The sequence below is a fragment of the Paenibacillus sp. R-74696 genome, from assembly GCF_055814915.1.
Map to the genome: position 1 here is coordinate 337,375 of NZ_JBPULM010000031.1, position 17,620 is coordinate 354,994.

Sequence of the window (17,620 nt, forward strand, 5' to 3'; positions counted from 1 at the left end):
GTTTCCTAGTGAAGCCGAATGTCACCTATGCAGCTCCGCTTAACTATACCGTTCCCGGTTATTCATCGGCGGTTGTAACCTCCAGTTTCGCTGCATCCACTACAGCGGTAACCGCTGAAGGCACCTCTTATGATTATGCCCGTTATGCAGCCAATGGGTCAGTTGTCAACTTTGGCCAAGGTACAGGCAAAAAGTCGCTTAGCATCGTAGGCGGGCAGCGGCTCGTTATTACGAATACGTCAGCAAGCGGAGTTGTGCTGAAGACGGTAACTAGAGAGCTTGGTGCAAGCTACACCTCTACACCTGCCTTGAAAAAATATTTGCTGTTTCCAGGGCAGAGCATGAAGGCGACCAATCTGATTACCTCATCGGAAAGCATTGACGTAGGCGGCAAAAACAGCCATGCCGATTACAATGCCAATGATATTCCCAATACCTATGACCGTACTCATGCTGGCGGAACAATGACGATTCCAGCAAGGGAAGGCATCGCGATTACGAATACGGGAACAACGAGCTATGAGGTGCTGGCGCCTTATGAGGTGTTCTCTTTCGCTAGCCGTACTAATCCAGCGGTTTTTGTAAAGACTCTGCAGCAGGGTCAGCATTTAGAAGCGTTAAATGTGACCCCTTATACGTTCACGATGTATTTCACCCATAAAAACTATGACTATGCGATTTACGATGCCGCAGGCGTTCTCGACTCTTATGGTCATACAGGCTACACATCAGATATTTTGTATGCGGGGCGAAAAATGATTGTGAGCAATTATTCGGACGTACCGCTCGTGATCGAGGGCCCCTATGATGCGATTCCAACTAAAGCACGCGCTTACCCTGCGCTTTATACGCAGACGCTGACCAGTGGTCAAAGTGTTCTAGTTAAAAATACATCCTCCGAAAGCTATACCCTAAATTTAAAAGGGGCATATGATTTTGCACAATATAGCGCTAATGGCAGCGTCGCCGATTATGGTCGGAAAATAACGACAACGGCAGGGACAAAGACCATTCCTGCTGGCGGCAGCATCGTCATTACCAAGACAGATGGAGGTACAGCCGAAGTCGTCGGGCCTCCAGACGGATTCACCTTCACGGGCCGCACAGATCCAGCCCTGTTTATTGGCTCCATAGCAGTAGGACAAAGCTATGAAGCGACGAATCGCTTATCGGGCAATGGCTCCTTTACGATGAATGGTCTGTACGATTACGCGATGTACGACAGCCTAGGGAATATTAATAATTACTATGCCAAACGTTCCTTAGGTAGCTTCAGCATCAGTGCGGGAGAACGCGCCGCCTTTACGAATGTGGGCAGCGGGGCAGCTGAAATTATGGCTCCTTATGATGCTTTTAGGTTCGTATCGCGCTCAACCCCCGTGAGCTTTAATAAGACACTAGTGGCAGGGGAAACCGTTCAGGCTGATAATATATCCCTTAAATCATTTACAGTCAGCTTGAACAATCAGCATCATTATGTCACCTATGACACGGGAAATGAAGTAAGTGAATTCGGCAACCCGCAGACGGCTGACAGCCATATTGTAGATGATACGGAGCGAATCATCATCTCCAACAGCGGTACGGCGCCAATTGTTTTATCGGGCCCTTATGATGCTTTTCGCTTAACGGACCGATCAGCTCCTGCGCTTTACAAGGGCTTTTTGGCCAATGGGCAGAGCATGCGCTTGACGAATATAAGCCCGACGCTGTTCCATTTGAATATGTCAGGAACGTACGATCAGGCCAGTTATAAACCGACAGGAGAGCCGCGCTCATCGAAGCGCAAGGAAACCTCTCTCGGACAAATTCTTTATAACTCGGAACGGATAACGCTGACAGGCAGCGGGAGCTCCGTGCTGCAAATTCTTACGCCTTATGATGTGACGCTAGTGCAATCGAGCACGAATCCAGCCTTGGCTGTGAAGGAGCTTGCAGTTGGGCAAAGCGCTCAGGCTAAGAATACATCCACTTATAATGAACGTGTGGATCTGACAGGCAAGCACGATGTTATGGATTATGATGCCGCTGGCAATCCAGACAGCTATGCACGCGGGCGCACGATTGCTTACCGTGATGTGGATGCAGGTAAACATGTCTCCATTATGAATACCGGAACAACGGCGATGGAGGTTTATGGGCCTTACGAGCTGTTTGCTATTACGAGCCGGGCTAATCCGGTTACATTTAGCAGAGTATTAACGGCAAATGAGAGCATGGAGCTGCGAAATCAGACGGGCAAGCTGTTCCCGGTTTATTCGACAGGACTTTATGATCTGGCGCAATATGATGCTGCTAATGATGTAACCGATGTCGAGCGTGAACACGGGACGACGGTCAAAAATGTTTCCGGGCTCAATCGTTTGGCGGTGACGAATGCGCAGGCGTCTTCCATGGCTATTGAAGGGCCATATGATGTATTCACATTGACCAGCCGGGCGAATCCTGCGCTTTTTGAACGTACCCTTGCGCCTCGCCAAAGCATGGAGGCTGTTTTTAAAGGAGTGGATGATGCCTCTGTCCATATGACGGGCAAATATGATTATTCGCTTTTTGATCAAAATGGTTTAAAAACCTATGCAAGGCAGCAAAACATCATTAAAAATAGATTGGTGAATACAGGGCAGCGAATTGCGGTTATGAACACGGATGTTCAGTCCATCGTCGTTTACGGCGCTTATGATGTTTTTGACAACAATGCCCGTACGAATCCGGTAACGTTTCAGCGTACGCTCGCTCCAGGCGAAAGCTTTGAAGCGACCAACAAGGAGCTGACTCCTTATGAGGTATATCCGAGCGGCCTTTATGATTTCGTTGAGTTTGCTGCGAATCAGGACGTCAGGGAGCTGGGACGGGATCAAACGGCAGCACTTGAAATTATTTCGTCAGGAAACCGCATTGCGCTAACGAATGCAAATTCCCAAGCCATCACGGTTGAAGGCGCTTATGATGCTTTCCAATTGACGAATCGTACGAACCCTGCCTTATTCGAGCGTATGCTTCAGCCGGGCAGCAGCTTTGAGGCTGCTTACACCGGAACGAAGGATGCCAATGTGAAAATGACAGGCGTCTATGATTTGGCGCTGTACGATGCAGCAGGCGATATTAAAAGCTACTATCGCGAGCGGAACGCTTCTATTGGACAGGCTGTCACTGTAGGTGAAAAAGCGGCCATTATGAACAGCGGCACTACCAATATGGTTGCTTTTGGCGCATATGATTTGTTCCAAATTAGCAATCGGGCGAATCCCGTTTCTTTTGTCCGTACGCTCTCCGGAGATGGGACGCTGGAAATTAAGCAAAAAACGAATAAAAGAATGAGCCTGTATTTAGATGGCACATATGATAATGCCGAATACGCAGCAGATGGCTCCGTAAACAGCTATGGGGCTGGGGCAACGCAGAAAGAGCAGATTATTTCGGTTGATGCGAAGTTTGTGCTGACCCCCTCTGTTACGCACACGGTCACCGTTAGCGGTGCTTATGATGCTTTCGACATTACCCAAAGAATGATTCGGGCGGTAACGATTAAGTCGCTTGATCCAGGAGCTTCTTATTCGCTGCGCAATATTTCACCTGATTCTTTCAATCTGCGGATCATTGGAAAATATGACTATCAGATTTATGATTTATGGGGAAATATGCAGCGTTTTGGCAACGGCAGCTTGGTGAATCCGCGTGTGATTGACTCAACAGAGCGGATGCTGATTACCAACGCGGATGTCGCTCCTATTACGGTTATGGCGCCAACCGATGCGATCAACGTAACCGACGGCGGCAATGCTAATGAGTTTGTGAAAGCTTTGGCAATAGGCGAAACGCTGGTGGTGAAAAATCAATCGGGCGGCGCGTCTACGATCAACCTTAGCGGCAAATACGATTACGCTTTGTATGATAGCGCAGGAGCACCTGTACGCTATTTGAGAGAGGCAACCAATACGGCTATAAGCGTACCGGCAGGCCATAGGCTTGTCATTACGAGTCGGATTGGTACGGGAACCGTTGTTACGGGCGGCGCGCTTGCTTTCCTTGTAACGGAGCAGGATGAGCCAGCCCTGCGAATTGTTCCGATTTCCTTTAAAAAGACGGTAGAGCTGACGAATATCAGCCCGAAGGCTTGGTCCTTTACGAGCAGCGGCACAATGGACTGGGCTTCGTATGATAGCCAAGGAACAGTGCTTGGTTACGCTTCTCGTGATACAGCAGCAACGCACGAGCTTGTTCTAGCTGAAAAGATGGTTGTAACGAGTCCTCTTAGTCAATCGTTAACTATTTGGGGACCCTATGAATCATTTGGTTATGTAGACCGTACGGATCCGGCACTTGAGCAGGAAACGCTGAAAGCCGATCAAACGGTTCAGGCTAAAAATCTGACCACATCGACTCAAACGCTAAAAGCCGGCGGCACCTTCACGTATCGTAGCGGTTCGGGCAGTGAGCAGCCGGGACAAAGCCCGCTAAATGTAAACGCGGGAGCAACGCTGCTGCTTACGAATACAAGCGGTGCGGAATATCTCGTATTTGCACCATTTGGCGCCATTGACCTGAGCTTCCCTGGAGCAGATGGCACACCAATATCCGGTATCGGTGCAGCGGACAAAGTGAAGACGCTGGACCCGTCGGATTATGATCCACAGACGTTCCATGCGGACCCGATCGATACGGCAACGGGGGCGCAAATTATTAATCGCACCCTGCTTACGGCACATGGCGCGGTTCCGATTCCTTTTCAGGCCCAATATCATTCGTTATTGACGGGCACTGGCGATCTGGGAGTCGGCTGGAGCCATAATTTCGAGATGAAGCTGGAGGTTGGCGCGAACAACGCAACCGTTTACTGGAATGCTTTCCGCTCGAATGTATTTAATAAAGCAGCAGACGGTAGCTATTCATCAACCGATAAAGCAACCAGATTGGATCATTTGACGAAAAAGGCGGATGGCACCTATGTGCTTGAACGCAATGACGGTACGTTCTATCGTTTCACAGCCGCAGGGCGCTTAACCGAAATTGAGGAGAAAAGCGGGCTGAAACTGGCATTTGGTTACGCAGCGGATGGTGCTTTATCGACAATCAGCGATCCATTGGCAGGAGCGGCTTTGACAATCAGTTATGATGCAGCTGGCCGAGTGGCTGAGGTTGCTGATCCGGCAGCACGTTCCGTCCAATTCTCTTATGACGCAGCCGGTCGCTTGAACGAAATAACCGATGCAGCAGGAAATGTGACGACGTACAGCTACGACAGCAGCAATCGGATTGTCAGCGCATCGAGCGAGGGCGTCCAGTTGTTCGAGAATATGTATGACGATGAAGGTCGCGTCATCAAGCAGCAGGATGCTGTTTCGGGGCATGCTCCTACTACGTTCAGCTACGAAGAGAAGGACAAGCAGTTAATTACGACGATTACCAATCGTAATGGCGATGTGCAGAAGCTCACGCATGATGCGCAGTACCAGCTGCTCCAAACGGAAGACAGCTTAGGGAATAAAATGACCTTTACGTATGATGCGCAGGGCAATCGCCTAACCGCGACTAATCCGCTAAATCAGGCGATCAGCTATACCTATGATGACAGACGAAATCTGATTCGTTCAACCGATTATACGGGTGCGCAGGTCAATATGACCTATGACAATCACGATAATCTGCTAAGCGCAACAGGCCCTGATGGCAATACGATGACGTATATGTACGATAATATGAACCGTTTGACATCCGTAACGGATACAGATGGACAAAAGACTACCTATGCGTATGATGCAGCTGGCATGTTATTGTCGGCTACTGATCCAAAAGGTGCACAAACCTCCTATACGTATAATGGAGGCCGACTGGTCAGCATGAACAATGCGGCGGGCGAGGTTACGACGTATGGTTATGACGCTGCCGGAAGAATGGCAAGCGTAACCGATGCGGCAGGAAATACAAGCCAGCTTGTGTACAATGCAGATGATCAGCTGCTAAGCGATACGAATGCGCTGGGACATGCGTACTCGTATGCTTATGACAAGCAAGGCTTCCTTGCGTCAGAGGTTGATGCGCGTGGCAACACGACACATTACACCTATGATAACAATGGCAACCTGACACAGGTTGTGAATGCACTAAATCAAGCTTCGCAGCTCATTTATGATGCGGAGGGCCGTTTGATTGAAGCCGTCAATCCACTTGGCGACAGTGTGAAGATTGTTTATGATGCAGTCGGCAATGTGCTGACTCAGACGAATGCAGAAGGAGAAAGTGTTCGTTATGTGTATGATTCCCTCTATCGTCTTGTAGAAGCCTATAATGCGGACAATACCAAGGTCTACGAGGTTGTCTATGATGCGAAGGGTAATCCGGTTACGATTAAGGATGCACTGAATCATTCGCAAACTTATGTGTACGATGAGCTCAATCGCCTTGTTGAAACGATTGATCCGATGAATCGTTCCACTACGTTCGCTTATGACGATCTTAGTCGTTTGACGACCGTAAGCGATGCGCTTAAAGGCGAAGCAAGCCGCAGCTACGATTCATTAAGCCAAGTCATCGGCTACTCCGATCCGAATCAGAATGCGGCAGCGTATACGTATGATTTGGCAGGAAGATTAATTGGCGAAACGAATGCAGCTGGCGAAACATCGACATACACGTATAATGCTTTAGGCTTGCCGGATGTGGAGACGAATGGTCGCGGACTGACGACGTCTTATAACTATGACGCAGCGTCAAGACTAAGCAAATTCGTTGATCAAGCTGGTGAAGTCAGCTATACGTATGATGCTAACGGCAATATAACGGCAGTAACGGATGGGCAGGGCAAAGCCTTAACGCGTGTATTTGATGAGCTGGACCGCGTCGTGCAATATACGGATGAATTCGGCAATGTCATCCAATACAGCTATGACGCAGCAGGCAATATGATCATGCTGACCTATCCAGACAACAAAACCGTTTCCTACACGTATGACCGTGCAGGTCGCATGATGAGCGTAACCGATTGGAGCGGCCGTGTAACAGCTTACAGCTACGATGCCAATGGCCGTCTGGCATCAACGCTTCGACCTAATGGCACAACGGAAACCAGAACGTATGATGCGAAGGGCCAATTGTTGACGATCAACGATATTGGCTTGGATAGCAGCATAATTCTTTCGTATACGTATGGCTATGATGCGGTTGGCAATGTCATCAGCGAAAATGGCGGTCCAACCGTCACCGACAGTGTATACTTGAACGGATTAAGTGTAGGCGAGAACGTATACGGCAGTGTGTCGGGCAGTGTATACGTACCAGGAGATGCTTCTGGCTTGCAGCCGGAATCAGCAGCAATGCAGCTTCCGCCTGGCATGAGCAACACGGAAATGACCTACACGGCAGACAATCGTCTGGCGACCTATAATGGGAATGCAGTCGTGTATGATCAGGATGGCAACATGATCACCGGTCCGCTTGCTGGCAGCATGCAAAGCTACAGCTATGATGCGCGCAACCGACTAACCGAAGCAGGCGGCATCAGCTATGGCTACAATAGCGAAAATGTACGCACCTCCGTTACCGTAAACGGGGTAACGACTCGTTATGTTGTAAATCCGCAGGCGGTATTATCGCAGGTGCTGATGGAGACAGATGAGCAAGGCAATCCGACAGCGTATTATGTGTACGGTCTTGGATTAATTGGCCGCGAGGCAGCGGATGGCAGCTATGCTACGTATCATTATGACCGTCGTGGAAGCACAGTTGCGCTGACGGATGACAACGGCGTGATCACCGATACGTATGAATATGGACCGTATGGTGAACAAATCCGTCATATGGGAACGACAGAGCAGCCGTTCCAGTATAATGGACGGGATGGCGTTGCAACGGATGTAAACGGCTTGTACCATATGCGTGCACGTTATTACAATCCAGAAATCAAACGCTTCATCAACCGGGATGTACTGACAGGTTCAATCAGCGATTCGCAAACGCTGAACCGTTACGCGTATGTAAATGGCAATCCGATATCCTATGTCGATCCGTTCGGCTTAAGTCGTGATGGTGACTCGGCATGGCTGCAGGGAGGTAGCTTCCTAGCCGATCTGGTGCCATGGGTAGGCACGGTGAAAGGCTTCCAGCAGGCATTTACAGGTAATAACTATATTACTGGCGAACATCTTTCGGCGGGAGACCGTTGGGGAGAGGGAATTGGGGCAACGCTGAGCATCATTCCGATTCCGGGTTTGAAGCATGCGGGTAAATATGGCACGAAGGGTGTCATTTGGGCTGGCTCGAAGCTGAAGAATATTTTTGGTGAGGGAACGGTTAAAAACACCAAAAAACTCATCTACGAATGTAACTGCTTTACAGCAGGAACCAAGGTTCTGACAGATGAAGGGGAGAAACCTATTGAGGAAATCGAGGTAGGGGATAAGGTTCTTTCTAAGGATGACGAAACCGGAGAAGTGGCCTATAAAGAGGTTGTAGGGCTGTTCCAGAAACAGGCTGATGAAATCTATTATGTCCACATCGGGGATGAAATCATCGAGGTCACAGGCGAGCATCCATTCTGGCTTGATGGCAAGGGATGGACGTTTGTTAAAGACCTGAAAGTCGGCGACTTGCTTGTTTCGAGTGACGGTTCTAAACTGGCGATAGACAAGATTGAAAAAGAGTCGCGCGAAGCAACGGTTTATAACTTTGAGGTTGAGGACTTTAATTCTTATTTTGTGTCAAATCTGGGGATTTGGGTTCATAATTGTGAAGTTAATGTGACGGGTAATGGTGGTCTGAATTTTAGCCCGAATTTCGATACAAAATTAAGAAAACATGCTCTAGATATTTATACAACTTCGAAGGCTTTAGGTGTTCAAATAGTTAAAGGAGATAAAGAAGGGATGAAAGGGTTTATTTTATCAATTGTAAATGACCCCAATAATCTCGCTAACTCAAAACCTTTTAACTGGAATACAATTGAGTCTGTAGATGCTTTTGTTAAGGGTGATGCAGTTGTTTTAGTTAATCGAAATACAAATGAAATATTGACTTTTTTAAATAAAAAAGGAGATCGATTGTCAAGTAAGTTGAAATCGGAATTAGATTTGATTGGAGAGTGAGGCGGAGAATGAATAATTATATTCTATCTTTTAAAAAAAAGTTTGATTATTTTTTCGCGAAAAAAAAAATATCGAATATTATTTATTTGCATGCTGAGGATGATAACGAAAGATTAGACCATGTTCTTTACCTAGAAGAGGATAATGGTGATGTCATAGGCTTATATATAAGAGGCATGAATCCGTTAATCTCAATGCATAGAATTTATGATTTGGATGATTTTAATTTATTTGCTAGTTATGAAGAAGGATTAATTGAATGCAAAGAAAATATTAAACTCGAAGTAGAGTATTTATGTTTGTTTTTTAGCACTCAATACAACGAATTATTTGGTTTCTATTTAGCGAATGATGATGAATCTAGCTCTATATTTTTCTTGTTTCTAGAGGATGAAATGTATATTGAAAAAAATTGTAGCAGGTATGATGCTATAAGGATGCTTGAAAAAAAGTCTTCAACTGAAGGCTTTATAGCTTATGAAAAAAAATGTGAAACTGACTGGAGGCAAGTAAGCTTTTTAAATGGTTAATATTAAATTTTAAGGATCGGTTCTGTCAAAATTTTGTGTGAGCCCATTACAACTTTCAACAACAAGAACGTACAATACAACGAAAAGTGCCACAATTCGAGCTAGCCGCCGAGTTGTGGTTTCTTTTTATCCTCAGCTATATGTTAAAAATACAATTATACAAGTGGTGGCTATTCAAAAATATCACACCCGGTCGAATGAGCTTATTATTGCTGTTTTCTTTGCAGTTTTCCAAAATCAATTGCAACCATACATTGCGCTACTCCGAAATAGAAGCGAAGGGTCAATTGTTGACGATCGACGACTTTGGGCTAGACGGTCGATTGAATCTTTCGTATACGTATGGCTATGATGTAGTTGGCAATGTCATCAGCGAAGATGGCGGTCTAACAGTCACGAACAGTGTATATGTACCAGGAGATATTTCTGGCTTGCAGTCGGAATCAGCAGAAATGCAGCTTCCGCCGGGCATGAGCAACACGGAAATGACCTACACTGCAGACAATCGTCTGGCGACCTATAATGGGAACGCAGTCGTGTATGATCAGGATGGCAACATGATCACGGGGCCGCTTGCGGGCAGTATGCAAAGCTACAGCTATGATGCGCGCAACCGACTCATGGAAGCAGGCGGCATTATCTCAGGTTCTGATGGAGACCGGTGGGCAAGGCAATCCGGTGGCATATTATGTGTACGGTCTCGGATTGATTGGCCGCGAGGCAGCGGATGGCAGCTATGCCACGTATCATTATGACCGTCGTGGAAGCACAGTTGCGCTGACGGATGACAACGGCGTGATCACCGATACGTATGAATATGGACCGTATGGTGAACAAATCCGTCATATGGGAACGACAGAGCAGCCGTTCCAGTATAATGGACGAGATGGCATTGCAACGGACGCAAACGGCTTGTACCATATGCGTGCACGTTATTACAACCCTGAGACCAAACGTTTCATCAACCGGGATGTGCTGACAGGCTCGATCAGCGATTCGCAAACGCTGAACCGCTATGCGTATGTGAATGGCAACCCGATATCTTATGTCGATCCATTTGGCTTAAGCCGTGATGGAGACTCCGCATGGCTGCAAGGAGGAAGCTTCCTTGCTGATCTCGTGCCATGGGTAGGCACGGTGAAAGGCTTCCAGCAGGCCTTTACAGGTAATAACTATATTACCGGCGAACATCTCTCGGCGGGAGACCGTTGGGGCGAAGGAATTGGAGCCACGCTAAGCATCATTCCGATTCCGGGTCTGAAGCATGCGGGTAAGTATGGCACCAAGGGTGTCATTTGGGCGGGTTCGAAGCTGAAGAATATTTTTGGTGAGGGAACCGTTAAAACGACGAAGAAACTCATCTACGAATGTAACTGCTTTACAGCAGGAACCAAGGTTCTGACAGACGAAGGGGAGAAACCTATCGAGGAAATTGAGGTAGGGGATAAGGTTCTCTCAAAAGATGACGAAACCGGAGAAGTGGCGTATAAAGAGGTTGTAGGGCTGTTCCAGAAGCAGGCTGACGAAATCTATTACGTCCACATCGGGGATGAAATTATCGAGGCCACCGGCGAGCATCCATTCTGGCTTGATGGCAAGGGTTGGACGTTTGTTAAAGACCTGAAAGTCGGCGACTTGCTTGTTTCGAGTGACGGTTCTAAACTGGCAATAGACAAGATTGAAAAAGAGTCGCGCGAAGCAACGGTTTATAACTTTGAGGTTGAGGACTTTAATTCTTACTTTGTGTCTAACCTTGGGATTTGGGTTCATAATTGTGCAGTTAACAACAATAAATATCTTTCAAGCCCAAATCCTATACAACCAGTTATTAGGAATCAATATGAAGAAATAATTCTAGGAAGAGGTACGCCTAGAATAGACCCCAAAACTAGGAAACAAACTATATTTGAGGGGAGAGAAGGGCAAGGGAGAGGATGGATTGGCTCGCTTGAATTTGATGTTCCAGGTACAGATCACAGAATTTTAAAACGACCTGATGGGAAACTTGGATATGTATTAAATCATGACTATAGGGTACCTAGATTATTTCCAGGTCCATGGTATCCAGAAGGTGGGAAGAAATAAGTCTGGAGGGTTATATGATGAATAAATTTTCTTTAGTAGATGCTGAAAGCGACTTAATTATTGGAAATTCTTCTGATCTTATTGGCCTGACAGGAAACTGTATTGAGACAATTGATAGTGAGGTTTTTCATAAAATAATTCTGAAAAAATTTCGATTTAATGATGAGTTTAAGGAATACTGCAAGAAAAACAAAACATATATAAATAATTTGTATCTCACTATACTAAATAAGGAGGGTAATTCAATAGGATCTTACTATTTCATCTTAAATGAGCCCCATTATTATTATAAGTCCGGGTTTAGCGAAGGTTGGTTTGAGCTTGAACTAGTTGGGGAGTTGTTGCAAGTGGCAACAGAAGAAGAATTAGCGATTTGGGAGATTCGAAGATTGTCACTTACTGAAAGAAACGTATGGACAACATTATCCAAAAAACAGCGAATAGGATGGTTAGAAGTTGCCCGATTACATTACAATACAATCCATAATTCTCATGATCAACAAAATGGAAAGTATTACATTGATGCAGAAAATGTAACAAATTTTTCTGATTTCTTCTGTGCACTTGGTGAGGCTATTAACGGCCCAGGTGGTTACTATGGTTATGATATAAAAAGTCTTGAGGATTGTCTTTGTGGAGGCTTCGGTGCAACGCCACCATATGATATTTATTTGCTAAATGTTAATAGTAAGTGGGAGAAAGAAAACAGTTTTTTGCAACAACTAAAGGAGGTATTTTCTGTAAGGAATGTAACATTAGTCTGTAATTGATTTTGTAAAGACCTTGAAGGATATAATTTCAAGGTCTTTTTTTCATACCCAATGTGTGCGTTTCAAGAAAATAAATCAGGAGGTGAAAATTTGAATGAATTGTTGTATCACGCCTACTTAGCCGAAAGTCATGAACATTATGTCTCCAAAGAGGTAATTATGTCGGGTGGTATAAATTCTATGACAAAATCAAACAACCGATATAGCAATGGTGGTAGGATAAAACTTGAAGTGACAGAACAACTCAGACCTATAAATACGCCTGATTGGGTCAATTTCAGAAAGGCAATCGGGGTAGATATTGTTAATCGCTTTACAAAATCATTTTGCTTTCCAGTGTTTTCAAACAAAATCTTGGTTTTTGATGGGGACATTTCTCTTTCTATCTACGACCAAGCATTTTATGAGGATTTGAAGGATACCGATGAGGAAGCACTAAATTTTGATACAGATGAAAGTATTGAACATTGGGTAGAATTGTACTGGGCAAGTTTGATGACCCTCCAAGATTATAAAGCTAAAAAGCCTTTTTCCAAGCCAGAAGTATTGATATTTGAATCTGTACCTAAAGAGATTATTCAAATATGTGAAGGCTAAATTTTATAAACCTTGATTGGCCTTTTGCCTTTCAAGGTTTCTTTTTTTGAATGACTTCCTTACCGATCTGGTACCACTGAGGTGAATGGCGAAAGGCTTCCAGCAGGCCTTTATAGGTAATAACTATATTACCGGCGAACATCTCTCGGCGGGAGACCGTTGGGGCGAATGAATTGGAGCAACGCTAAGCATTATTCCAATTCCGGGTTTGAAGCATGCGGGTAAGTATGGCACGAAGGGTGTCATTTGGGCGGGTTCGAAGCTGAAGAATATTTTTGGTGAGGGAACTGTTAATACGACCAAAAAAATGATCAACGCATGTAGTTGCTTTACAGCAGGAACCAAGGTTCTCACAGATGATGGGGAGAAGAATATCGAAGATATTGAAGTCGGAGATAAGGTTCTTTCTAGGAATGAGGAGACTGGAGAACAGACATATAAAGAGGTAACGGCTACGTTCAATCACGAAACGGATGCGATTTATCAGATCCATGTAGGTGACCAAGTGATTGAATCGACCTTTAACCATCCGTTCTATGTAGAAGGTAAAGGGTGGACGTTTGTCAAAGACTTAAAAGTTGGAGACTTGCTTGTTCAGAGCGATGGCAATACACTCAAGATAGATCGCATAGGTTTGGAACATAGGCAGGCTACTGTTTACAATATGACGGTGGATGAGTTCCATACCTATTTTGTTAGTGATCTTGGGATATGGGTGCATAATACTGGTGGCGGAACTTGCGAATTTGTTAAAACTGCTAGCTACACACTTATAGATGGAATGAAAATGAAAACTAATATAGATGGAATGAAAATGAAAACTAATGATGTGTTATCAGCAGTTGAAGAGTTTTTAGAAAAAGGTTATAAAGATTTGGGGAATGGACGTCTTATGTCCGATGATGGTATACGTGTTGTTAGAATGGGGGATACAGATATTCTGGGCAAACATGGTGGAGGGCCGCATATGAACTTTGAAACCCTTGCTCCTAATCCTAGTAAGCCAGGGAAAATGATGGTTGTTCAAAATCTGCATATTTATCTGGAGGAATAATGTGAATATTGAAATTAACATACCAAATTATTTGAAAGAAGAAGGTATAAAGTTTGTTTGGGATGACAACTTTACAATTGAGTCTTCAATTGAAGGTAATATTATTACCATTATAGCCAATGAAGCAGGTCTACGATCTTTAGCTAGGCAGTTACTAACCCTTGCACAACCAGAAGTTCCGTCAGGAAATCATATGCATTACGATGATCTTAATTCTCTGGAAGACGGTTCTTGTGAGTTAATAATTGAAAAAATTTAATGATGAAAGGGCTCGATTGTTAACTTGTACTCATAGATTGAATTTTAGAAAAAGTATCTAGGATAAGGTGTCCTTATAGTGGGAATTAAAGAAGATGTAGATTTATACGATGGTCATGCCCTTATTTTAGTAGTCACTTAAAAATAGCAAGGACTAAAGGCTGTTTCCGGAAATCAAACGGAAGCAGCTTTTTTCCAATTGTTCAATGGCTAGTGATGGGTGTGGCAAACGATATGTTTAGAGAAACTTTGAAATTCATAGTTATTAGGCATTTAACTGACAAATCGGATCAGGTTTCATCAGTTATGCCATGTATCATTATGACCGTCGTGGAAGCACAGTCGCTCTGACGGATGACAACGGCGTGATCACCGATACGTATGAATACGGACCGTATGGTGAACAAATCCGTCATATGGGAACGACAGAGCAGCCGTTCCAGTATAATGGACGGGATGGCGTTGCAACGGACACAAACGGTCTGTACCATATGCGTGCGCGTTATTACAATCCCGAGATCAAACGTTTCATCAACCGGGATGTGCTGACAGGTTCGATCAGCGACTCGCAAACGCTGAACCGTTACGCGTATGTGAATGGCAACCCGATATCCTATGTCGATCCATTTGGCTTAAGCCGTGATGGTGACTCCGCATGGCTGCAGGGAGGAAGCTTCCTTGCTGATCTCGTACCATGGGTAGGCACGGTGAAAGGCTTCCAGCAGGCATTTACAGGTAATAACTATATTACCGGCGAACATCTCTCGGCGGGAGATCGTTGGGGAGAAGGAATCGGAGCAACACTGAGCATCATTCCGATTCCTGGTCTGAAGCACGCGGGTAAGTATGGTACGAAGGGCGTCATTTGGGCGGGCTCGAAGCTGAAGAATATTTTTGGCGAGGGAACTGTTAAAACGACGAAAAAACTCGTCTACGAATGTAACTGCTTTACAGCAGGAACCAAGGTTCTCACAGACGAAGGGGAGAAACCGATCGAGGAAATCGAGGTAGGGGATAAGGTTCTCTCTAAGGATGACGAGACCGGAGAAGTGGCCTATAAAGAAGTTGTAGGACTATTCCAGAAACAGGCTGACGAAATCTATTACGTCCACATCGGGGATGAAATCATCGAGGCCACAGGCGAGCATCCATTCTGGCTTGATGGGAAGGGTTGGACGTTTGTTAAAGACCTGAAAGTCGGCGACTTGCTTGTTTCGAGTGACGGGACTAAACTGGCCATAGACAAGATCGAAAAAGAGTCGCGCGAAGCAACGGTTTATAACTTTGAGGTTGCGGACTTTAATTCTTATTTTGTGTCTAACCTTGGGATTTGGGTGCATAATTGTGCTGTTAAGGGTGCGGGTAATTCCGTGTGGCAACCAACAGCGAAGAATGCTGATTTATGGAATAAGGGAAAATTAAAAGCACATTTTGACAAACATGGTAGTACGGAGTTTGGAGCAAAATCATCTAAAGAATACTCTGATATGGCTTTTGAATTTGGCACTAGAAATTCTGATAGTATTGTACAGACGACTACGAATGGATATGTATATAGATATGAGCCATCCACTCAATCTATATTTGTTGGAACAGAGAAAGGAGGTAGAATTAAATCTTTTTATAAATGGGATGGTCGTCCTGATGATATGGTGATTCAGACATTAAAAGAACAGGGGCTAATAAGATGAATAATATAACTAGAGAAAATGCGTTTAAAATAATTGAATCAGTACGTAACATAATAGGAAAAGAGATAGATTTATCCGAGTATTTGGAAGAAGAAACGTCAATCATTAATAAGGAACAAAATGAGGTGGAAATTGATTTTCAAGGTGTTAGTAATGGTTTTTTAGCAGAAATAGTTCATGCTATTTCTGGATATCAAGTAGAAGTCATTGGTGAGGTAGAAGAGTTATATTCTTGTCCTTGTTGTGGGTTTAAAACTTTAACAGAACTTTATGATGCGTTTGAAGGAGCAGGTTATGATATTTGCCCATATTGCAAGTGGGAAGATGATGGAACTTCGGACATAAATTCTTATAGGTCTATTAATAAAGGGAGCATAGTAGACTATCGCAATGAACTTCGCATAAACTCCAATAAGTACTATACAAACAAATGGCTAGATGGGAAAGGTTAATGTTTATCTAGCAGATGTTCCAAAGTAACCTTTTGCATGGGGAAATACAACTATTAGTTAAATTATTATTGGTGGGGGCTACCCAGTGTCGAATGAACCTATCATTCAACCAATAACACATATAACCCAAATAGTACCCGTATAAAGATTTCTCCATTTCGATTGTACGCACATCAATTGCTTTAATTTTATAACCTAAATATCACTATTCCGTTACGTAAAACAGGTTGATTATGGTCAGATACCACCATGATTGACCTGTTTTTTGTTATGTTCGTTTTCTCACCGATTTTTCAAAATTCTTCGCAACTGTAGTATACTTCGCCCCGATAGGGAGGATGAAAAGACAAAGCATCTTTTGGGGTAGTTAGCCTAACCATTAATATTGTCAGGACTTATCTGTAAATTGTCCGCAACGAATGGACTGCTTGCCGGGATGGTTATCGTGAACGAACAATCTGGTGACGACCAGTTGACATAGAACAGGCAGGGTAACGTTTAAAGGCTAGCCACCTGCCCTCTAATTAAGCCCGAAATTCATCAAACGCTATCTTGTTCATGGCAAGCAAGTTGATCTCAAGGGTCTTTACCGATCTGCCTCACGCGTCCAAGGGAAACAACGGAATATTTTACGCCAAATTCATACGAAACTCGTTCCCAGTATTCCCGTCGTCGTGGTCTTTGTTCGCCACCGCTATAGAAGTCTTTTTCAAATGCGCTAAATCCTTGCTGCGCCTGCAAAAAGAGTTCCAAGGGCGTTCCTACGATTTGCTCATTAGCCATACCACCATTGTCTATTCCCGTTATATTCTGTTGGCTTGGCAGCATCGACAAAGTACCGATCAACGGACGCTCGGTGGACTGTTTTATTTACTTTGCGATGAAGTCGGTACCTTGGACTGGGCGTTGGCTTTACAGCAACTGGTGGAATTAATGAACGAGATCGCAAATCAAGTTGGCAAAAAACTATCCGCCATGATAAAAAGTCAACTACAGCTCTGGATCTCTGCTTTGCCCAATTACATCAAGGCTTATCTACCTATTTCATGCTGCGAAAGTTGAGTTAGTAAAACAGTTGCCGCCATTTTTTTAATAGATTTTAA

At 44.5% G+C, this 17,620-nt stretch carries 8 protein-coding genes and 4 pseudogenes; all 12 read left to right on the forward strand.

Annotated features, from left to right (window positions below):
• Positions 1-4,235: 4,235 nt before the first annotated feature.
• Positions 4,236-8,003: pseudogene (locus tag ACSR9A_RS16450) on the forward strand (RHS repeat-associated core domain-containing protein); the annotation flags it as partial.
• A 36-nt stretch (positions 8,004-8,039) separates the two neighbouring features.
• Positions 8,040-8,733 (forward strand): annotated as a pseudogene (locus tag ACSR9A_RS16455) (polymorphic toxin-type HINT domain-containing protein); the annotation flags it as partial.
• A gap of 355 nt (positions 8,734-9,088) precedes the next feature.
• A complete protein-coding gene (locus ACSR9A_RS16460; protein ID WP_473758332.1) occupies positions 9,089-9,610 on the forward strand; it encodes a hypothetical protein in 522 nt (173 codons plus the stop codon).
• 209 nt (positions 9,611-9,819) lie between these two features.
• Positions 9,820-10,365 carry a hypothetical protein gene (locus ACSR9A_RS16465; protein ID WP_473758334.1) on the forward strand — a complete coding sequence of 182 codons (546 nt, stop codon included), beginning with the start codon at positions 9,820-9,822 and terminating at the stop codon, positions 10,363-10,365.
• A complete protein-coding gene (locus tag ACSR9A_RS16470) occupies positions 10,301-11,695 on the forward strand; it encodes a polymorphic toxin-type HINT domain-containing protein (RefSeq protein WP_473758336.1) in 1,395 nt (464 codons plus the stop codon). Before ACSR9A_RS16465 ends, ACSR9A_RS16470 begins: the two co-directional genes overlap by 65 nt.
• A gap of 17 nt (positions 11,696-11,712) precedes the next feature.
• On the forward strand, positions 11,713-12,465 hold the full coding sequence (locus ACSR9A_RS16475) for a barstar family protein (RefSeq protein ID WP_473758338.1): 753 nt from the start codon (positions 11,713-11,715) through the stop codon (positions 12,463-12,465).
• A 90-nt stretch (positions 12,466-12,555) separates the two neighbouring features.
• Positions 12,556-13,062, forward strand: a complete 507-nt coding sequence (locus ACSR9A_RS16480) for a DNA polymerase III (protein ID WP_473758339.1) — start codon at positions 12,556-12,558, stop codon at positions 13,060-13,062.
• 208 nt (positions 13,063-13,270) lie between these two features.
• Positions 13,271-14,116 (forward strand): polymorphic toxin-type HINT domain-containing protein, encoded by an 846-nt coding sequence (locus ACSR9A_RS16485; RefSeq protein ID WP_473758341.1) that lies wholly within the window; start codon positions 13,271-13,273, stop codon positions 14,114-14,116.
• Position 14,117: 1 nt separating this feature from the next.
• A complete protein-coding gene (locus tag ACSR9A_RS16490) occupies positions 14,118-14,375 on the forward strand; it encodes an Imm32 family immunity protein (protein WP_473758343.1) in 258 nt (85 codons plus the stop codon).
• A 364-nt stretch (positions 14,376-14,739) separates the two neighbouring features.
• On the forward strand, positions 14,740-16,065 hold the full coding sequence (locus tag ACSR9A_RS16495) for a polymorphic toxin-type HINT domain-containing protein (RefSeq protein WP_473758345.1): 1,326 nt from the start codon (positions 14,740-14,742) through the stop codon (positions 16,063-16,065).
• A gap of 206 nt (positions 16,066-16,271) precedes the next feature.
• A pseudogene (locus ACSR9A_RS16500) lies at positions 16,272-16,394 on the forward strand (CPCC family cysteine-rich protein); the annotation flags it as partial.
• A gap of 665 nt (positions 16,395-17,059) precedes the next feature.
• Positions 17,060-17,579, forward strand: a pseudogene (locus ACSR9A_RS16505) (IS4 family transposase); the annotation flags it as partial.
• Positions 17,580-17,620: the final 41 nt, after the last annotated feature.